The organism is Anaerotignum faecicola (assembly GCA_024460105.1).
In the GTDB taxonomy this organism is placed as follows: Bacteria; Bacillota; Clostridia; order Lachnospirales; family Anaerotignaceae; genus JANFXS01.
Genome location: JANFXS010000003.1, coordinates 131884 through 153462, shown reverse-complemented (window position 1 = coordinate 153462; position 21579 = coordinate 131884). Strand labels below are relative to the sequence as shown.

The following is a 21579-nucleotide window of genomic DNA, read 5'->3' as shown; positions in this document are numbered from 1 at the left end:
AGGAGATACTGTTTTGGGGTTTTGGATTTTTATGTTGTTAATGGATTTGCTTATTCCATTTACTATGATTGGTTTTGGAAAACGCTTTATGGAAAAAACTCCTAAAAAAATAAACGCCGTATTTGGATACAGAACGGCTATGTCTATGAAAAATAAGGATACATGGAGTTTTGCTCATAAATATTGCGGGAACATATGGTATACATGCGGATTAATATTTGTGCCCGTTACAATTTTTGTAATGGCGCTTTTGCTGGGTAAGACGGAAGATACTGTAGGAAGTATAGGGGGTATTCTTTGCGGTATTCAAATGATACCGTTTATAGGTTCGTTTTTTTCTACAGAGAAAGCTCTCAATAAAACTTTTGATAAAGCCGGTAAGCGAAGATAGTTTCTTGTTCGACAAGCGTTACGGCGATTTGACAACGGTGTCATTTAGTTATTAGGGATATTGTAGAAATAATACCATAATTGCCGAAATGGTATATCATTAAAATATGATGACGGAACTTAGCTTAAAAAGAAAATAGTTTTTTAGAGTTATGACAGTTAATAAAAACAGAATTATATGATAGGAGAGAAGGATGTCGGGCAGAGTTTTTGTTACAGGGGATAAGCATGGAACTTTTGTTCCGTTATTTGGGTTTGCCGAAAAAACAGAATTGTACGATACGGATATATTAATTATTGCAGGGGATGCGGGGTATATTTGGGATGAGAATTACAAATATGCCGTAGAAAGCTTAGAGCAGATATTTCCGGGAACGATTGCTTTTGTAGACGGAAATCACGAAAACCATCAACTTATTAACAGCATGGAAGAAGGATTTTGGAACGGCGGGAAAGTGCATAAAATTGGAGAAAGGATATATCACCTTATGAGAGGGGAAATATATTCGATATATGGCAGACAGTTTTTTGTATTCGGAGGCGCCCGTTCTGTAGACAAAGACAGGCGTGTGGAAGGCACAAGCTGGTGGAGCGAAGAAGAACCGACGAAGGAAGAACTTGAATACGGGAAGAATCAGCTATGTCAAAATATTGATAAAATTGATTATGTGATTACACATGAAACGCCTCGGTTTGCAAGGCTGCATATCTCACGATCTAAGCCGATTGATCCGGATTATATGCTTCCGACAGTTTTTGAAGAATGGTATCGAATAATTCAAAACGGCAAAAGATTTAAAAAATGGTATTTTGGGCATATGCATGTGGATCAAGCGATAGCTGATGATCTGCATGGAATACATCATAATATACTGTTGGTTGGCGAAGATGAGTGTATAAGGTGGGCTTAAATATTAGAGCCATTGTTTCGATGAAAACTTTTTAGACAGAATTAAAGATTTTGACGGTAAAAATTTCATATAAACGTATAAAAAGGCAGGATTTTATCCTGCCTTTTTAATATTACAATAACTATGTTAGCATTAGAAAAAGATTACAGAGTAAAAAAGGAACGGTTACACTATGAAGATTTCAGTCTGTATTATTTGTATTATGATTTTAAAAATATAATGCACGGTATATGAAAAACGTATATTAAATCAAATAAATATGATAATAAATTTTATAAGCAAAAGCACGGCAAATATTTAAGTGATTTTTTAAATTAAATAGTTGTAAATTGGGCAGGTTGTAAGGCAGCTTCTGAGGTTATAACAACAAATATGATAAAAAAATGGACATTGCCAAATTTTGTGTGTATAATAAAATTGTTGTAAAAATTTAGATAATATTGTTTTAAGGGGTAAATACATTTGAAGATTTCATTTGAATCACAGTTATTGCAGGAAAAGGAAAAAACCGGTATTGCATGGGTTGCGGACAGCCTGCTTAAAGAACTTATTAAAGATAATGAACATGAATATTATTTGAATTATTTTCTTTTGAAAAACAAGTATAACTTATATCAGCCTTATATGGACAGATATGAAGATATGGGATTTCGGCTCAGAAGATGCAAATGGTTCAGCTATGCGGTATATAAGATGCTTTGGAGCTTTGTGCCTATTCCGTATTCTTCTTTTTTTGGAAAAGATACGGATATAACTGTTTTTTTTAATTATTATATCCCGCCCGGCGTAAAAGGCAAAAAGATAACGTTTATTCATGATATGGCATACAAGGTTTACCCTGAAACCGTAAGAAAAAAAACGAAAATAATATTGGATTTAAATGTTGAAAGAAGCTGCAAAACAGCCGATAGAATAATAACAATATCTGAATTTTCAAAATCTGAAATCATAAAACATCTGAATGTTCCGGAGGAAAAAATAACAGTTATGCCGTGCGGCGTTGACAGGGAAAGATTTTATTACGACAGCAGCGATTACAGCCGGAAGGTTGCTGAAAATTACGGAATAAAAAGAGATTATTTTCTTTATCTGGGAACGCTTGAACCAAGGAAAAATATAACAAGGATTGTTTCGGCATACGCTAAACTTAAAGAAGAGAATGGTGTGGTTCCGTTATTGGTTTTAGCCGGCAGGAAAGGTTGGATGTATGATGAAATATTTGATATTGTAAAACAGCTGAATCTGGATAATGATGTTATATTTACAGATTATGTAAAAAATGAAGATGTGCCATGGCTAATGAGAGAAGCGAAAGTTTTTTTGTTTCCTTCTTTATATGAAGGATTCGGCTTGCCTCCGCTGGAAGCTATGGCGTGCGGCACTCCGGTTATAACGTCTAAAGTGTCGTCGTTGCCGGAAGTTGTGGGGGACGCCGGAATTTTGGTTGATCCATACTCTGTTGACGAGATCAAAGATGCAATGTATAAGTATATGTCGGATAATGAATTTTACAAAGAATCGGTTTTAAAAGGCCTAAAAAGGGGCGAGTTATTTACATGGAAAAAATCCTCTGATATTATAAAAAAAGTATTTGAAGAGTTGGAAAACTAAGAGGTTATTTTATGAATAAGATTAAAGTTTTGGAAGTTAATAAAATGTATTTCCCTGTCACAGGCGGCATTGAAAGGGTAGTACAGCAAATTTCAGAAGGCCTTAAAGACGAAGTTGACATAGACGTACTGGTGTGTCAAAAAAAAGGACGGCAGGCAAAGGAAAATATTAACGGTGTAAACGTTATTAAATCCGGAAGTATGGGAGTTTTGTTCTCAATGCCGGTATCTTTTTCTTTTTTTATTAACTTTTTTAAACTTTGCAGAAAATATGACGTTATAAATTTTCATATGCCTTTTCCATTGGGGGATCTTGCATGCCTTTTATCCGGCTATAATGGCAAAGTCGTTGTTTGGTGGCACAGCGATATAGTTAAGCAAAAAAAAATTATGCTTTTTTATAAACCGATTATGCATAGATTTTTAAAGCGTGCCGATGTTATTGTTGCCGCAACGGAGGGGCATGTTGAATATTCCGAGTATATTAAAGAATTTAAAAGCAAATGTGTGATAATACCATATGGTGTTGATAAAAACATAGCAAAAAATGCAGAAAACAAAATTACGGAGCAAAATTATGGCCCTGTAAAATTTCTGTTTGTCGGAAGGCTTGTTTATTATAAAGGCTTAAATTACCTGATTGAGGCTATGAAGAACGTGGACAATTCAGCGCTTACAATAGTTGGAAAAGGTCCTCTTGAACAGGAAGTTACAGAGCGTATAGAAAAATCAGGCCTGTCCGGAAGGGTAGAGATAAAAAACGGGTTAAACGATTCTGAATTATCGGAAGAATTTTGCAAATGCGATGTTTTTGTACTTCCTTCTGTTGAAAAAAGCGAAGCTTTCGGAATTGTTCAGATTGAAGCAATGATTTACGGAAAGCCCGTTATAAATACAAATCTTAAAAGCGGCGTGCCTTATGTCGGTATTAACGGCAAGACCGGTATTACTGTGGAGCCGAGAAATGCAGCGGAACTTTCAAACGCTATGAATAGGCTTGCACTAAACCGGGATGAAAGAATACGCATGGGAAATTTTGCAAGGAAATATGCATTGGAGCATTATTCGGAAGATAAGATGCTTAAAAATATACTTAAGATATATAAAAGTTAAAGGATGATAGTATTGTATCCAATAAAATTAAAGCCCTCTTTCAAAGATTATCTATGGGGAGGCAAAAACCTGAAATATATCTATAATAAAAACAGCGAGTTTGATATTATTGCCGAAAGCTGGGAGCTTTCGGATCGTGACGATGGAATGTGTTATATAGAAAACGGCGAATTTAAAGGGATGTCCCTTAAAGAGCTTTTGGAGAAAAATCCTGGTTTTATAGGCAGGAAGTATATTGAATATGAAAAACTCCCTGTTTTAATAAAGTTTATAGACGCATCAAAAGAACTGTCGATACAAGTTCACCCGTCGGATGAAACTGCCGATAAATCTGAAAATGAAGAAGGCAAAGCGGAGATGTGGTATATTGTTAAAAGCGAACCGGGGGCGTTTATATATTATGGTCTTAACAGCATCATAACGAAAGAAAAAATGATTGAAATGGCCGAAAACGGGAGCATTTGCAATGTGCTTAACAAGGTTAAAGTAAATGCAGGCGATATTTATTATATACTTCCCGGCACAATCCATGCTATCGGAAAAGGTATAGTTATTGCGGAAATACAGCAAAATTCAAATACAACTTTTAGAGTGTACGACTATAACAGGACTGATAAAGATGGAAAAAAAAGGCCGCTTCATATTAAAAGGGCTGTTGAAGTTATAGATTTTGAACCGATTGTTCCTGAAAATATTTGCGATAACAACAGGATCGAAACAGAAGATTTTTCTTTTTCAAATATTTTTCAGTGCAATTATTTTAAGGTGGCAAAGGTTGAAAGCAGCAAAAAGGTTATTCTTAATTGCGGCAGCGACAGTTTCCACTCTCTTTTGTTTCTTGAAGGGTTCGGAAAAATAGTTTATAATGACAAAGAATATGAAGTTTCGCCCGGAGACAGCTATTTTATTCCGGCTGGAAGCGGGGCATATGAAGTTGACGGAAAGTTTAATATTTTGCTGACTACTGTTTAAGTTGGAGGGATTATTTATGAAATATACGGCTTTAATCATGGCCGGAGGCAAAGGCGAAAGGTTTTGGCCGAAAAGCAGGAAAAATATGCCAAAACAATTTTTGTCGCTTACAAACGACGGGCGTACAATGATACAGCTTACAGTTGAAAGGATAAAGGATTTAGTAAGCTTTGAAGATATTTATATTTCAACGAATAAAGATTACAAAAAACTTGTTATGGAACAGCTTCCTCAGATCCCGGAAGAAAACATACTTTGCGAGCCTGTCGGAAGGAATACTGCTCCGTGTATCGGCCTCGGGGCAGTTCATATTTCAAATAAATATGATGACGCTATTATGATTGTTCTTCCAAGCGACCATCTTATAACGTATAACGCTATGTTTATCAATACGCTTAAAGATGCGATTGACGTTGCGTCTGAGGACGGCGCTTTGCTCACTATAGGGATTATGCCTGATTATCCTGAAACAGGATATGGATATATTAAATTCCAACCGGAAAAAGTTAATAAACGGGCTTTTGCAGTTGAAAAATTTGTTGAAAAGCCTGACAGGGAAAAAGCAAGGGAATATTTGGATTCTGAACAATATTTGTGGAACAGCGGCATGTTTATCTGGAAAATTTCTTCCATACTTAATAACTTTAAAAAACATTTGCCTAATATGTATAATGGGCTTATGAATATAAAAGATTCTTTGGGTTGTGAAAACGAAGACTTTGTGCTTGAAAAAGAGTTTAGGAACTTTGAATCTGAATCTATTGACTACGGAATTTTAGAAAAAGCCGAAAATATTTATGTCGTTTCAGGCACATTCGGCTGGGATGACGTCGGCAGTTGGCTTGCCGTTGAAAGAATTAATTCACCCAATGAATTTGGAAATGTTATTAAAGGAAATATAATAACCGTAGATACTAAAAGTTCGATTATACAGGGTACTGATAAACTCATTGCTGCAGTTGGACTGCGCGACCTGATTGTGGTTGATACAGACGACGCTATACTTATATGCGCTAAAGACAGCGCCGGAGATATAAAAAAAGTTTTGGAAAACCTTAAAATATGTAATAGAAATGAGTATATTTAAAATATTGGAGGAGCAAAATGGTTTTTTCATCAATGGAATTTTTGTGTATTTTTCTTCCATCTGTTTTGTTATTGAATTTTATTATAAAGGAAAAATATTCAAATATATTATTGCTTGGTTTCAGTTTACTGTTCTATTATATTGGCGAACCTGAATATATTTTTTTCTTTTTGGGGTTTATGCTTATTAATTACGTATTGGCTATATTAATTGATTATACAACTGGAATAAGAAAGAAAAGTATTTTTTGGATGACAATAATATTAGATTTAGGATTTCTTTTTTATTATAAATATTCAGGATTTTTTGTGGAAACTATTGGCAATTTAGGAATTACGTTTGAAAATCCTGAATTTTTCAAAAACATAATAATGCCAATAGGAATATCGTTTTTTACTTTTCAAACTTTGAGCTATATAGCGGATTTATATATGGGAAAAGTTAGCGTACAAAAAAATCCATTAAAGCTGTGTCTTTATGTTTCTCTATTTCCACAGTTAATTGCTGGGCCAATTGTCAAATATAAAGAAATTGATACGGAACTTTGCAAAAGAAGGATATCTTCAAATGATATACATTACGGTATACAGAGGTTTTGTATTGGATTGGGTAAAAAAGTGATAATTGCAAATCAAGCTGCGGTTATTGCAGATATTGTTTTTTCATATGATCCATCGGTTGTAAATACATTTGATTTATGGATTGGAATGTTTGCATATACGCTGCAAATATATTTTGATTTTTCAGGATATTCTGATATGGCTATTGGTATAGGCCGTATTTTAGGATTTCATTTTATGGAAAACTTTAATTATCCATATATATCAAAATCAATACAGGAATTTTGGAGAAGATGGCATATTTCATTATCAACTTTTTTTAAGGAATATTTATATATACCATTAGGTGGAAACAGAAAAGGTGTATACAGAACTTATATTAATAATTTAATTGTATTTGCTTTATGTGGTTTTTGGCATGGTGCGGAGTGGACATTTTTGATTTGGGGATTATACCACGGTTTCTTTATAATTATTGAAAAATTTAATACAATAAAAAATATAAAGAAAAAATTGCCGGAATATGTTAATTTTGCTGTAACTTTTTTTATTGTTATGTTTGGATGGGTATTTTTTAGAGCAGAAAACGCTCAGTATGGCCTGAAATATATTCGAAATTTAATGCCAAATATTTCCAGTGGGGGGGGGCATACATACCCTTTACAGCATATCTGAATTTAAAATATTCTTTATACTAGCGCTTGCGTTTGTATTTTCATTTCCTATTAAAAATTTGATAGAAAAATGTAAATTTAATTACATTATAACGGATATTGCATGTATTTCTATACTTTGTGTTTCAATGATAGTTATGAGTTCCAGCGCATATAATCCGTTTATCTATTTTAGGTTTTAAGAGGTGATGAACTTATGAAAAAATTTTTTAATATGCTGTTCTTTATTATAATATGTTTTCCGATGGTATTTAGTGGACTTGTTAGTGAAGAATTTATAAAAAATTATGTCTTGAACATTGATAGTATAAAGAATATTGCAAGTTATGGAAAAGATATGGCAGATAATTTTTCAACAAAAACTATCTTTATGAATTTATATGCGGATTTTAATTATAAATTTTTTAAGGAGGCAATCGCTGAGAACGTATATATAGGTAAAGAAGATGAATTTTTTTATGCTGGCGATAACATGGAAAAGGATGTAGCAGGACAATATCTTGTTACAAAGGAAAAGCTTAATGAAATATGCGAAGCACAGCAGGAAATAAGCGATGAATTAAAAAAGCTAGGAAGCCGGTATTTAATTGTAGTATGCCCGGATAAAAGCGCGGTTTATAGGGATAAGCTTTTCAGCAGATATATAAACGCAGGAAGGCTATATCCTTCAAGGCAGGAGCAGATTATAAATGCATTAAGAGAAAATACGGATGTCGAAATACTCGATTTAACCGAAGCGTTAATCGATGAAAGCAAGAATAATCGAGTATATATGAAAACGGACTCACACTGGAATTATAACGGTTCTTTTAGGGCATATCAAGAAATCATTAAATATCTAAGGCAATATTATCCACAGCTTCCAATGATGGAAAAAGATGATTATAATATTGAATATGTAAATACTACGGGGCAGAACTTATCTTCGTTAGCCTATTTATCTGACAATATAAATGAGGAGGATATTCCGATATATACTCCGAAAATTCAAAGTGAAGCTGAGGATTTGAAGGCTTCATATCCTGAACAATCGCCAATTGGAGAAACATGCGGAATGATTATAAAAGAAAATGATAAAAATAAAGATATGCCGGTTTTAATGATGTATGCCGACTCTTTTGCTGGTTGGCATGAAAAGTATACAAATTATTGGAATCTGAATATTTTTATGCAGGAAAGTTTTTTTAAATATATTAGATACCATTATTATGGAACGCCAATTGATTTAAAACTTGTAAAAATTGAAGAACCTGATATTGTTATAAGAGAATATGTATCTAGTAATCTTGAACTGCTTAGTGAAAAGTGTATTGGAACGGATATATATAATTTGGGAGATGAGATATTATTTACATCAGGCGGAAACTCATCAGATTATATTAAAAACGGTATATCCGTTTGCGAAGGGGACTTTACATGGTCTTTAGGTAAAGAAACAGATATTTATATTAATTTGAATGAATATTTTAAAAACAATTTAAAACTAAGCGTATTTTTAAATATGGTTTATCCAGGTAATAATAACGTGCAAAATGTTGAACTATACGTAAATGATGTTCTGGCTGATAATATTATTTTAACGCCAACAGATTTGTATTTTGATTTAGAGATTAATTCTGATTTATTGATTAGCGGTATGAATAAGATTACATTAAAATACCCGGATGCTGTTTTAGTTGGAGATAGAGAGATTGCTTTAGCCTTTGAAAAAATTATTTTAAGTGAATATTAAGGGAGTGTTTAAAATGAAAAAAGCTTTAATAACAGGTATTACAGGACAGGACGGATCGTATTTATCGGAACTTCTGTTAGAAAAGGGATATGAAGTTTACGGTATTATGAGAAGGAAAAGCGTTGTTGATTACGGAAATGTGGAACATATAAAAGATAAAATAAATTTTATTTATGCAGATATGACGGATGTGATTTCACTTATAAACGCTATGAAAATTTCACAGGCAGACGAAGTGTATAATCTTGCGGCACAGTCGTTTGTGGCAACAAGCTGGGAACAGCCTTTGGCAACTGCCGACATAGACGCTCTTGGCGTTACGAATATGCTTGAAGCAATAAGAACCGTTAAACCTGATGCAAGATTTTATCAGGCTTCAACAAGTGAAATGTTTGGACTTGTGCAGGAAATCCCTCAAAAAGAAACAACTCCTTTTTACCCGAGAAGCCCTTATGGCGTTGCAAAACTTTATGGGCATTGGATTACAAAAAACTATCGTGAAAGCTATAACTTATATGCATGCTCCGGAATTTTGTTCAATCATGAAAGTGAAAGAAGGGGCAAAGAATTTGTTACCAGGAAAATAACCGATGCGGTTGCAAAAATAAAACTCGGAAAACTTGATTGCCTTGAGCTTGGAAACCTTGATTCCAAACGCGACTGGGGACATTCTATGGACTATGTAAAAGCAATGTGGCTTATGCTCCAGCAGGATGAACCTGACGACTATGTTATAGCTACTAACGAAACAAGGACTGTAAGGGAATTTGTAGACGCGGCTTTTAATTGCGCCGGAATTGAGATTGAATGGAATGGAAGCGGTATTAATGAATTTGGAAAGGATAAAGCTACGGGTAAAACTATTGTAAAAGTCAATCCTAAATTTTTTAGGCCTGCAGAGGTTGATATACTTATCGGGGATCCTGCCAAGGCTGAAAACAAGCTTGGTTGGCGCAGGGAAATTTCTTTTAACGAGCTTGTTGAAAGAATGGTGAAAAACGATATTTATTTATTAAGCAATGGGCTTGAAAAATAATTTGGGGTGAAATATGAAGTCGCTTATAATTGGGATTGACGGTTTTGTCGGCGGACATCTGAAAAGGGAACTTGAGGATAATGGGTATGACGTCTATGGCACTTCCCTTGAATGTGGAAATAATGATAAAACCGAGCAACTGAATATACTTGATGCCGACAGCGTATCAAGGGTTGTCAGAAAAATAAAGCCTGACGTTATATTTCATATGGCAGGACAGGCTGATGTGGGGCTGTCTTGGAAAAAACCGGGTTTCACTATGGATTTAAATGTAAAAGGAACAATAAATCTGTTGGATGCGGTTAAGAAAATTGATAACTCAATAAAGGTACTCGTTATTGGTTCGTCGGATCAATATGGAATACTTTCTGACGATAATTCTTTTGTTGATGAAAGTATGCCACTGCACCCTGCAACGCCGTATGCCGTTTCTAAATGTGCCCAGGAGCAAATGTCACTGCTTTATGCAAAAGCATATGATATGAACATTTATCTGACAAGAAGTTTCAATCATATCGGCGTCGGACAGCACAAAGGATTTGTTATACCGGATTTGGCTGGCGGCATTGTAGATGTTGAAAAAGGAATTTCCGAAAAGCTGTTCGTAGGAAACCTCAAGGCCGAAAGGGATTTTTCCGACGTTAGGGATATTGTCAGAGCCTATCGTATGATTATTGAAAAAGGAAATAAGAATACAGTGTATAATGTTGGCAGCGGTAAGGCATATTGCATTGAGGATTTGATGAAAATGATGATTTCCATGGCTAAATGCAAAATTGATGTGGAAATAGACCCTTCAAGAATGAGAAAATCAGATACGCCTTTGGTTAGATGCAATTGCACAAAGCTTATGAAAGACACCGGCTGGAAACCGGAATTTGATATTAAGGACAGCCTTTTTGATGTGCTTGAAAGCTTTAGGAGGTAATACGGCTTGAAAGAAAAAGAAAAACTTATTGTTGTCGGTGCAGGCGGACATGCCCGAAGCGTTATAGATATTATACTTCAAAATAACGAGTATGATTTGATTGGCTGTATTGATAAATCATACGGAACAGCTAATACTGTAAGCGGCATGGATGATATTCCTATCATTGGTAATGACGATATGCTTGAGGAGTTTTTTATTTCGGGAGTAAAAAATATTTTTGTTGCTATTGGAGAAAATAAGCTTAGGGATAAAATTTTTAAAAAGGTTTCAGACATTGGATTTAATGCAGTAAACGTAATAAGCCGCAGAGCTTATATTTCCGAAAGGGCAAAACTTAAAAAAGGAATATGCGTTATGGCCGGAGCATGTATAAATGTTAATACGGTTATTGAGGATAATTGTATCATAAACACTAACAGCAGTATAGACCATGACTGCCGAATTGGCCGGAGCGTACACATTGCTCCCGGAGCGGCGATTTCCGGAACGGTATCAATAGGAGATTATACGCATATAGGAACCGGTGTAAACGTAATAGACAATGTTGTAGTTGGCATAAATACATTTGTAGGGGGGGGGCGGTCATCATTAATAACATTGAAGACAATGTTATTGCATATGGAGTTCCTGCTAAAGTTAATAAGGTTAATAACAGATATAGTTCTAATTAAGCGCTTTAGGGTTAATAATTATATATTTTGCAATCCACTGTAAGTATAATTACTGATTTCATTATGTTTGACAATTCCGATTTGTAAAGGGGATAAAAATAAATGGAAGATATAGTTATTATTGGCGGCAGTGGTTTTGCAAGAGAATTGACATGGATAATAGAAGAAAACAATAAAATTGAAAAAGAATGGAACATTTTGGGATATATTACAGAACCGGTTGAAGATAGCAAATTGAAATATCCCGTTCTTGGAAACGACGAATGGTTATTAAATTATAAAGGCATAATTAATGTTGCATGCGGAATTGGAAACCCAGAACTAAGAAAAAAAATTACCGATAAATTTATAGAGAAAGACAACATCATTTTTCCGAATATAATATCAAAAAAAGCGGTTGTTAACAATGAAACTGTTTTTGGCAAAGGATGTATAGTATGTCCGGGAACAGTTATAAACACTGATGTTGTTATAGGTGATTTTTTATTGTGCAATATGTCATGCGTTTTATCTCATGATGACATCATAGGAAATTATGTTACGCTTGATCCCAATTCAAACCTTTTGGGATATGTAACTGTAGGCGATATTACTGAAATTGGTACCGGAGCCCAGGTTCTTCCGGGGAAAAAAGTCGGAAGCGGCGTTTCTGTAGGGGCCGGAGCTGTAGTAACAAAAGACTTGGACGATTACTGTACGGCTGTTGGGGTACCGGCAAAAATTATAAAATATAAAAGGTGAGTGTTAGGCTATGGGCAATAAAAAAATTCAGGTAGCAGTACCAAATTTGTCAGGAAATGAAAAAAAATATGTAGTTGATTGTATTGACACAACTTGGATATCTTCTAATGGAAAGTATGTAAATAAATTTGAAGAGGAATTTTCAAATTTTGTAGGCGCAAAACATGCAATAGCATGCTGCAACGGAACTGTTGCGCTCCATGTGCCTCTTATTGCCTTGGGAGTTGGGCCTGGAGACGAAGTTATAGTTCCGTCTTTAACATATATTGCAACGGCAAACGCCGTAAAGTACTGCGGCGCAACGCCGGTATTCGCAGACTGCTTAAGGGACACATGGAATATTGATCCGGAAGATATTAAAAGAAAGATAACGGACAAAACAAAAGGCATTATACCGGTACACTTATACGGTAATCCATGCGATATGGATCCGATTATGGAAATTGCTGAAGAACATGGATTATTTGTAATTGAAGACGCTGCAGAATGCCACGGGGCAGAATACCGCGGGAAAAAGGCCGGAACCATTGGGACCGCCGGTATATTCAGTTTTTTCGGAAACAAAATAATCACATGCGGGGAGGGCGGTATGATTATTTCAAATGACGATGAATTGGATAAACATATGCGGCAGCTGAAAGGGCAGGGACAAGATCCAAACAGGAGATATTGGTTTACAGAAGTAGGATATAACTACAGGATGACGAATATCGCAGCCGCAATAGGATTAGGGCAGCTTGAAAATATTAATGAGCATATAAATGAAAGAAAAAAAGTTGCGTCGTATTATTTTGAAGAACTTAAAGGCATGGAAAAATATATTGATTTTCAGCATGTTACAAAGGGCGCTGATTCTGCTTGGTGGATGTTCTCTATACTTTTAAAGGAAAATGTAAAAATATCAAGAGATGATATTATGTTAAAAATGGATGAAGAAGGAATTGAAACAAGGCCGGTATTTTATCCTATGCATATAATGCCCGTTTATGAGGATAAAAACGCTGGATGCCCTGTGAGCGAATATGTTGCGTCCAGGGGAATAAATTTGCCGACTCATGCCCTTCTTTCAAGGGAAGATATTAAATATATTTGTGATACTTTAAAAAGTATTATAATGTGATTGGATTGAATGTTTTTATGGAAAACTTTAAAGAATATTTAAAAAGAATGTACAAGGCAAGATATTTTTTGGTTCATCTTGTCAGATGGGACGTTAAATTTAAATTCAGGCGTTCAGTTCTCGGATTATTATGGACTATACTTCAGCCTCTCCTGCTTACTGCTATAATAGCGTTTGTATTCAGTTATATATTTAAGCAGGACATAAAGACGTATGCCCCATATATTCTTTCCGGTATACTTGTATGGGATATTATTTCAGCGGCGGTTATAGGGAACGGAGGTTCGTTTATGCAGGCCGAATCTTATATTAAGCAGTTTTCACACCCTATTATAATTTATCCTATTAGGGCTGCGCTTGTTTCTATTATAAACTTTGTTATAGCCTCTTTAGGACTGATTATATGGACTGTTTTTGTGTATCCGCAAAATATTGTTATTGCTGTTGTTTCAATCCCTTTAACTTCAATAATTTATTTTGTAGCCGCTTGGTCTATATCAATTATTTCAAGCCATTTGTATGTTAGGTATAGGGATTATCCTTATGTAATGAGCTTGGTAATGCAGTTTTTATGGTACTTATCGCCTGTATTTTTCAAAGAAGAAATGTTTTTAAGCAATGATCTGCTGCATACCTTCTTCCTTGTAAATCCCATAACACACTTTTTGCTGTTAATAAGGGAACCGTTTTTAAACGGGTATTTTGCAAACGCTGAGAGTTATGTATACTGCGCCGGAGTTTCTTTGCTGCTGTTGATTGCGGCATGGTCGGTAAATAAGAAATATGAAAAATCTGTGATTTATTATTTGTAATTGTGGAGGAATTTATGGAAGAAATCAGTATGTCTGTTAAAGATGTATATTTGGATTATCCGTCTACTGTTTATAACCGAAAGACATTAAAGCAGACTGTATTTGAACTTATAAAATTACAAAAGCCTCAGAAAGTTCTTCACGATGTACATGCTTTAAGGGGAATAAGCTTTGAAGCAAAAGTAGGCGACCGTATAGGTGTTATAGGGCATAATGGGGCGGGTAAAAGCACTTTGTTAAAAGCTTTATCAGGAATATATCCCATTACGGGAGGAGAAATTTCCGTAAACGGCAATATACAAAGCCTGTTTGATTTATCGGTTGGTTTTGAAATAGATGCAACAGGGCGTGAAAATATTGCTTATAGGGGACTTTTGCTTGGGGAAACGCCGAAAAGCATACAGGAAAAAACAAATGATATCATTAATTTTGCCGAACTTGGGGAGTTTATAGATTATCCTGTGAAGTCGTATTCATCGGGTATGATTGTAAGGCTTGCGTTTGCTATATCGACAATGGTTGAAGGAGATATACTTTTACTTGACGAAGTTTTTGGCGCCGGGGATGCAAAATTCGCCCAAAAAGCTAAAAATCGAATTACCGGACTTGTTGAAAGCGCAAAAATACTTGTGTTTGTATCTCATGATTTTTCGGCAGTAAGGGAATTGTGCAACAGGGTAATTTGGATGGATCATGGATTGATTAAAATGGACGGTAACGTTGAAGAAGTAATAAACGCCTATAATACAGCCATGGGAATTTAGGAGAAGAGTATGGGAAATAATTTAAGCAAGAAATATATAAGAAATAAGTTATTAGCCAATCATAATTTAAATGACGACATATATTGCCATGAACAATTCCAAAAAAAGCATATTGAAATTAGGGGACTTTCGTCCTCCGATGCTGAAAGGTATATTTTAAATACAAAACATGGATTAAAAGGAAAACTTGTAAAAATAGCGTTTGAAAATAAAGAAACCTTAAAAAAAATACCGTTTTTGGGAGATAGAATTATAAAAACTAAAAATCGTATGTTAAAAGAGGCTATTAATAATATTGAAAATACACTGGATCTGACACCTTATTTTGGATATTATAAAGCTGATTTTATTGCGAAAATGTATGAGGTTATGCTTGGAAGGCATGTCGACGATGAAGGAATGGCGTCATGTATGGCTGCAATGCGTAACGGCGCTAGCAGAGGGGCTATAGTGTATATAATTGCAAGTTCTCCTGAATTTAATAATAGAATACAGATCCTTAATTTGGAAAAATATAGGAGCGAATTTAAGCGTTATGTAAATAAAAACAAGATAAGGAAAGTTCCAATTATTGGACGTTTTTTTTCGGTATTTACTATTTACGGGCAAGTTAGTGAAGTATATGATAGAATTGGTGAGTTGGAGAATACTTTTAAATTCGCTAATGCCCAAAGTTTGGGAGTTAATATTGATATCATAAAAAGGCTTGATAGTTTATATTTAGAAAATAAAAAATACTATTTATTATATGATGAATTGTATAATAACGAAATTAAATTAAAGATAGTAATACAGGATTTATTAAATGATTTACATGATAAATTTGATAAGCAGGCAAATAATATTTCTGCTTTAAACGAAAAAATTAAATTTGAAACTGAAAATATTGCTAATATGTATAAAAAGATTGACAATGAGATTGAGCATAGAATTACTTTGGAAGAGAAAATTAATAAAGAAGCTGGGTATATAATCAGTTTACATGAAAAGCTTGATAAAGAAGCTGAGTATATAACCAGCTTGCATGAAAAACTTGATAAATTATCTGTAAATTTTTCAAGTTTAGAATATATTAATAGGAAAATCCCCGACAGACTGATTACGAACGGAAGCTTAGATTTAAAATCATACTTAGACAAAGCCATGGAAAATGTGAATGAAAATGATATAAGTGCTTTTTCTGAAAAAGATAAATATTATTATTTTATGGCAGAATTATTTAGAGGAAGTCGTGAAGCTGTTAAAAATAGTATTCAGCCGTATATAAAATATATTGAAGAAGCATATAAAAATTGTTGCGAAAAGCCATTTGTAGATATTGGATGCGGTAGGGGTGAATTTTTAGAAATAATGGCTGAGAAAAATATGAAAGCGATTGGTGTAGATTATAATTCGGCGAGTGTAAAGACAGCTATAGATCTTAATTATAATGTAGTAATAGACAGTGCGCAGAATTATCTCAGCACATTAGAAGACAATTCTTTATCTGGAGTTACAATGTTTCAAGTAGTTGAACATATTCCTTTTGAGGAAATGTTTGATCTTTGTTTTCTTATTTATAAAAAAATTGATAAAAATGGCTGTTTTGTTATGGAAACTGTTAATCCATATTGTTTTTCTCGTTTGGGCACTATTAAAGTAGATCCCTCGCATATTCAATTACCCGCACCTGATGCATACAAGTTATTGCTGGAACTGTGCGGATTTACGGATATAGTTTTAGAATTTTACGCGCCATTGGGCAATGGGGAAAAAACTCAGAATATATTATGCAGTTATGAAGGCTATTGTATAATAGCAAAAAAGCAAGGAGGTCATAAATGAAAATTTTAATAGCTGGAAGTGTTATTGGAAGCGAAGGCTATGAAGAATGGGCGCTTGTAAAAGCATTAGAAAATGAGCTTAAAAAGGAACATGAAGTGGACACCTTTCTTTTGCCATTTTCAAGAAATTTTCTTACGTTGCCTGATCAAATACTTGCGTACAGGCTATTGGATGTTCATAGCTGTGATATGCTTATAACTGTTGGTTATCCCGCTTGTATGCTGGAACATAATAATAAAATATCTTATCTGTTTGATATTGTGCCGCATTATTGGGAATACTGGGACAGTGAATTTGGAATTTTATGTAATAACCAGTATCTTAATATAAGAGATACGATACATAAAATTGATACAGAAGTTCTTTCTTCTGCAAAAAAAATTGTGTGTAATTCCCAGATTCTCTCTGAAGATTTGTCTGCACGAATTGGGATAAAGGCCGAGACGTTATATTGTCCTATATTAGATTATGAAAATAATAATATAGAAAAATTAACAGGTGAAAAATATATTATGTCTGAAACAAATCTTTTGCCGTTCCAAAGGCCGGAACTATTAATTCAATTAATGACAAAGCTTAAAGATATTAAATTAAAAGTTTTTATTCCTGATACCGATATTGTTTATAAAGAAACATTTGAAAAATGGATTTTGGAAGATGGATTAGAGAATAAAATTAAAATTATATATTCTAAAGCGTCAATAGAGGACTATAAAAATTCTCTGGCTTATATTGTTACAGATTATAAAATGAGAAGAATTTCTAATGGAATAATAAAAGGAATGGGCAACGGTATTCCGATTATTTACATGGAGGACTGTGGCGGCTCTGCTGAATTATTAAATAGTTATGATAACAGAAAATGTGTAGATATTAATGAGTATAATTTAATAACAGATAAATTAATTTTTGGTTTAAAACGAAATAAAAATGCATACAGGCCAAATGAATTAGGGATTTTTGCTGAAAGGCTGATTTTATTATGAAAATTGCACTTGTAAATACAATGTCGCCTTTTGTTAGGGGTGGCGCTGAAATATTGGTTGATGATTTATATAATGAATTGTGTAAAAGAGAAAATAAGGTCACTTTATTTAGGATACCTTTTCCTGATGACTTTAAACTTCCTTTAATTAATACGATTTTAGCGTCAAGACTGTTAGATTTTAGCGACTATGACAGGGTTATTGCTTTTAAATTTCCTGCATTTTATGTTGTTCATCGTAAAAAAGTGTTGTGGTTTTTTCATCAATTTCGTCAAGTGTATGAGCTTTATAACAAAGAATATGGTATCATAAATGACAATATAGGAATTGCACTAAAAGATATAATCACATTTTGTGATACAAAATATATAAGCAACTCATATTTGGTATATACAAATGCTTATGAAGTAACAAACAGGCTTAAAAAATATAACGATTTAAATTCAGTTGTTCTTCCGCCTCCACTTAAAGAATGGGAAAAATATTTTTGTGAAGAATATGGGGATTTTATTTATTATCCAAGCAGGATAACAAGTCTTAAAAGACAACATCTGGCAGTCGAGGCTATGAAATATGTTAAAAGCGAAATTAAATTAATAATTGACGGTCAATGCAATGAACCGGAATATTTGAATTCTTTAAATAAATTTATCAAAGATAATAATCTTAGCGATAAGATAATAATGGAAAATCGCTGGGTTTCAGATGAAGAAAAAATAAATAAAATGTCAAAATGTCTGGGATGTCTTTATCTTGCATATAAAGAGGACTCATATGGTTTTGTTTCTATGGAAAGCTTTTATTCATCTAAGCCGGTTATAACGTGTTATGACTCAGGTGGCACAGTTGAATTAATTGAAGACGGTGTTACCGGATATTTTGTGGAGCCAACACCTATATCAGTTGCCGCTGCAATGGACAAACTATATTACGAAAGAAAAAATACAGAAAAAATGGGAAAAGCTGCTAGAAATGAAATTGTTAGCAGGAATATTACCTGGGATGAAACGATACGGAGGTTATTGTTATGAAAATAGCATGGGTTACTCCTTTTTCAAATAAAAGCGCCATTGGAATGGTAGGACGGGAAATATGTGAAGAGCTTTCAAAAGAATGTGATATAGACATATGGGCTTTTGAAACGGAAGATTTGATTGAAACTTCTGTAAATGTGATACAATTTAACAGCAGCACAGACATTAAAAGATTAGATAAGTATGACCATATTTTTTATAATATGGGGAATTTTGCCGGTTACCATAGAGAGGTATATGATTTGCTTTCTAAAAAAAGCGGATATGTTGTAATACACGATCAGACTATGTCTGGATTTTGGGAGCAATATTATCTTTTTCCTGAATTTGGAGGAAATGCTTCAAGCGGATTTGAGCCATATAAATTGATGTTTAAAAAATATTATGGACAAAAAGCTGAACAGCTTTGTCAAGAAGCATACGACTCAGGAACTTATCCAATATCTGCATATAAATATTTAGGTGAGTATAAGTTAATTGAACCGTTGTTGGAGAACGCCAAAGGGGTTTTCACTCACGCTTATTTTTTTGCGGATAAAATCAAAGATAATTTCTCTGGTCCTGTTGGTGTTTCATATTTGCCTTGCAAACAGAAAAAAAGTCCTGTCTGTACTGATGAAAAAATTATCAGTATAGTAGAAAATGCGAGAAATGATTCTAAAAGTATAATTGTAACAACCGGTATAGTTCATCCTGTTAAAAACATTGATAAAGTAACAGAGATTTTATGCGAAAGTCCTGAACTCAGAAGCAAATTTTGTTATATTGTCATTGGTTCGTATGGCGGCGAATATGGAGACAAACTTGAAAATTTATCAAGGAATGAATTGAAAGGTTGTTTGCATTTATTGGGTTACCAGCCGCAAGAAGTTATGGAATATGCAATTAGTAATGCCGATATATGCATTAACATGCGTTATCCGAATTCGGAAGTCTGCTCATTGTCATTATTGGAGCAAATGTCATTTTCAAAACCTGTTATCGTGATTAACAGCGGAATATATGGCGAGATGCCAGATAATGTTGTTATTAAAATCAATAAAGATATGGTTAAAGACGAACTAAAAAAAGTACTGGAAAACGATTTAAATTTATACTTTGATAAAGGCGCAGCGGCAGGAACTTTTGTTAAAGAAAAATGCTCTGTTGAGGAATATGTAAGAAGATTGCTGGATTTTTGCAAGTCTGCTGATTCAGAGCATAATATTGCAGAATTCAAAGATAGTATCTTAGACTCGTTGTCGGAATATTTGTGCGAAATGAATATAAATGAAAGTTCAGTTCCTGCTACGACTGAACATATTATTAATAAAGTTAGCGATATCCTTAATGGTCAAAGTAAAACAGATGATAATAACAGAACTTTAGGAATATGGGCTGGATTTTTATATCATGTTCCGGGTTTGCATAGAGAAGGAATTGCAAGATTTATTTCTTTTTTGTGTGAAAACCTTGTAAAGCATTTTAATGTAGATATTGAAGTTTGGTCATATTCTTTTAATGAAAGTGAAATGGAAAATTGCTTTTCTGAAATTTTGAATAATTGTGAATTTTGTAAAAAAATTAAGTTAATACACGAAAAAAATTTCATGGATATATTTGAAGTTTCCGAAAAGGATATATTGCAAATGGGAGATATTAATGAAGTAAAAGATAATCTATCATTAGTTGCAAGAGAATTTTCAAAAGCAGATATTTTTATGCCGTTAATTGTTTATCTTGACAATGTAGTTTTTACTGGAAAGAAGATACTTGTTCCTGCGCATGATATGGCCGTTGCCAGACATTATGATGATTTTTTAAAAAGAGATAAACTTTATAAATCACGGCATTTGGACATACTATACAGGGCTGAAAACTTAGTTAGGAATGGTGCAAAGTTCTCATCTAACTGCAAAATAGTAATGGAAAATCAAATACTAAAATATATCAGGAATTTAAAGCCTGAAGATGCTTATTATGTATATCTTCCTGTAAATATACCTGACAATATAGAAAATAAAATTATGCCTGAGGATAAAGTCAGGGAACTGTTTAATATAAGCGGGAGATACCTTTTTTATCCTACTCAGGTTAGGCCTTACAAGAACATATCGACTTTAGTAAGAGCGTTTAATGAACTTAAAAACAAATATGCGGATCTTAAACTTGTTTTAACCGGAAATCCAAAAGACATGCCTGAAGTTGATGATTTGCTTAAAAATTTTGATTTATATAATAGAACTGTTACTTTAGGAAATATTTCTGAAAGTGAGCTTTACAGTGTTTATAAATATGCTTCGGTAGTTCCGGTAACTTCTAAATTTGAAGGCGGATTCCCGTGGCAGGCATGTGAAGCGCTTTTTATGAAAGTTCCATTAGTGCTTAGCAATATTGATGTTGTTGAAGAACGTATGAAAAGCTGTGGTTTTTCTGGTGAAAACAGTCAGATATTACTTTTTGAGCCTACGGACTATTTATCGCTTTCAGAATGTATCAGCGAAGCTATTGATAATAAAAAAGAATATCTTAACCGACAGGAAAAATTTTCTTCTGCGCTTCTCAGTTGGGATTGGAAACAGGCAGCGGGTCAGTACTATAAAATACTTTTTGATAAAGAGTGGTGAGATCG

At 33.8% G+C, this 21579-nt stretch carries 19 protein-coding genes; all 19 read left to right on the top strand.

Annotation, left to right across the window (positions count from 1 at the left end; genetic code table 11):
* Nucleotides 1–13 precede the first annotated feature (13 nt).
* Nucleotides 14–391 (top strand): SdpI family protein, encoded by a 378-nt coding sequence (locus NE664_05710; GenBank protein ID MCQ4726157.1) that lies wholly within the window; start codon nt 14–16, stop codon nt 389–391.
* Between the two features lie 193 nt (nt 392–584).
* Complete coding sequence (locus NE664_05705) at nt 585–1301, top strand: hypothetical protein (GenBank protein ID MCQ4726156.1); 717 nt, start codon at nt 585–587, stop codon at nt 1299–1301.
* A gap of 462 nt (nt 1302–1763) precedes the next feature.
* The gene (locus NE664_05700; protein ID MCQ4726155.1) at nt 1764–2912 is read left to right on the top strand and encodes a glycosyltransferase family 4 protein; all 1149 of its coding nucleotides are present in this window, start codon (nt 1764–1766) and stop codon (nt 2910–2912) included.
* Nucleotides 2913–2923: 11 nt separating this feature from the next.
* Nucleotides 2924–4024: a glycosyltransferase gene (locus NE664_05695; protein MCQ4726154.1), complete on the top strand. Its 1101-nt coding sequence runs from the start codon at nt 2924–2926 to the stop codon at nt 4022–4024.
* A 3-nt stretch (nt 4025–4027) separates the two neighbouring features.
* On the top strand, nt 4028–4996 hold the full coding sequence (locus NE664_05690; protein MCQ4726153.1) for a class I mannose-6-phosphate isomerase: 969 nt from the start codon (nt 4028–4030) through the stop codon (nt 4994–4996).
* A 16-nt stretch (nt 4997–5012) separates the two neighbouring features.
* Nucleotides 5013–6083 carry a sugar phosphate nucleotidyltransferase gene (locus tag NE664_05685; GenBank protein MCQ4726152.1) on the top strand — a complete coding sequence of 357 codons (1071 nt, stop codon included), beginning with the start codon at nt 5013–5015 and terminating at the stop codon, nt 6081–6083.
* A gap of 17 nt (nt 6084–6100) precedes the next feature.
* The gene (locus NE664_05680; protein MCQ4726151.1) at nt 6101–7318 is read left to right on the top strand and encodes an MBOAT family protein; all 1218 of its coding nucleotides are present in this window, start codon (nt 6101–6103) and stop codon (nt 7316–7318) included.
* A gap of 195 nt (nt 7319–7513) precedes the next feature.
* Complete coding sequence (locus NE664_05675; GenBank protein ID MCQ4726150.1) at nt 7514–9049, top strand: hypothetical protein; 1536 nt, start codon at nt 7514–7516, stop codon at nt 9047–9049.
* Nucleotides 9050–9062: 13 nt separating this feature from the next.
* Nucleotides 9063–10085 carry a GDP-mannose 4,6-dehydratase gene (gene gmd / locus NE664_05670; GenBank protein ID MCQ4726149.1) on the top strand — a complete coding sequence of 341 codons (1023 nt, stop codon included), beginning with the start codon at nt 9063–9065 and terminating at the stop codon, nt 10083–10085.
* Nucleotides 10086–10098: 13 nt separating this feature from the next.
* A complete protein-coding gene (locus tag NE664_05665) occupies nt 10099–11013 on the top strand; it encodes a GDP-mannose 4,6-dehydratase (GenBank protein MCQ4726148.1) in 915 nt (304 codons plus the stop codon).
* A 6-nt stretch (nt 11014–11019) separates the two neighbouring features.
* The gene (locus tag NE664_05660) at nt 11020–11730 is read left to right on the top strand and encodes an acetyltransferase (GenBank protein MCQ4726147.1); all 711 of its coding nucleotides are present in this window, start codon (nt 11020–11022) and stop codon (nt 11728–11730) included.
* 59 nt (nt 11731–11789) lie between these two features.
* Nucleotides 11790–12428, top strand: a complete 639-nt coding sequence (locus tag NE664_05655; GenBank protein MCQ4726146.1) for an acetyltransferase — start codon at nt 11790–11792, stop codon at nt 12426–12428.
* Between the two features lie 10 nt (nt 12429–12438).
* A complete protein-coding gene (locus NE664_05650; GenBank protein ID MCQ4726145.1) occupies nt 12439–13548 on the top strand; it encodes a DegT/DnrJ/EryC1/StrS family aminotransferase in 1110 nt (369 codons plus the stop codon).
* Nucleotides 13549–13565: 17 nt separating this feature from the next.
* Nucleotides 13566–14360, top strand: coding sequence for an ABC transporter permease (locus tag NE664_05645; GenBank protein ID MCQ4726144.1), 795 nt, complete (start codon nt 13566–13568; stop codon nt 14358–14360).
* A 14-nt stretch (nt 14361–14374) separates the two neighbouring features.
* Nucleotides 14375–15124, top strand: a complete 750-nt coding sequence (locus NE664_05640; GenBank protein ID MCQ4726143.1) for an ABC transporter ATP-binding protein — start codon at nt 14375–14377, stop codon at nt 15122–15124.
* A gap of 9 nt (nt 15125–15133) precedes the next feature.
* Nucleotides 15134–16948 carry a DUF4214 domain-containing protein gene (locus NE664_05635; GenBank protein MCQ4726142.1) on the top strand — a complete coding sequence of 605 codons (1815 nt, stop codon included), beginning with the start codon at nt 15134–15136 and terminating at the stop codon, nt 16946–16948.
* On the top strand, nt 16945–17934 hold the full coding sequence (locus tag NE664_05630) for a hypothetical protein (protein ID MCQ4726141.1): 990 nt from the start codon (nt 16945–16947) through the stop codon (nt 17932–17934). The genes NE664_05635 and NE664_05630 overlap by 4 nt, the downstream gene beginning before the upstream one ends.
* Nucleotides 17931–18965, top strand: coding sequence for a glycosyltransferase family 4 protein (locus NE664_05625; protein ID MCQ4726140.1), 1035 nt, complete (start codon nt 17931–17933; stop codon nt 18963–18965). The genes NE664_05630 and NE664_05625 overlap by 4 nt, the downstream gene beginning before the upstream one ends.
* Nucleotides 18962–21574, top strand: coding sequence for a glycosyltransferase (locus NE664_05620; GenBank protein ID MCQ4726139.1), 2613 nt, complete (start codon nt 18962–18964; stop codon nt 21572–21574). Before NE664_05625 ends, NE664_05620 begins: the two co-directional genes overlap by 4 nt.
* Nucleotides 21575–21579 lie beyond the last annotated feature (5 nt).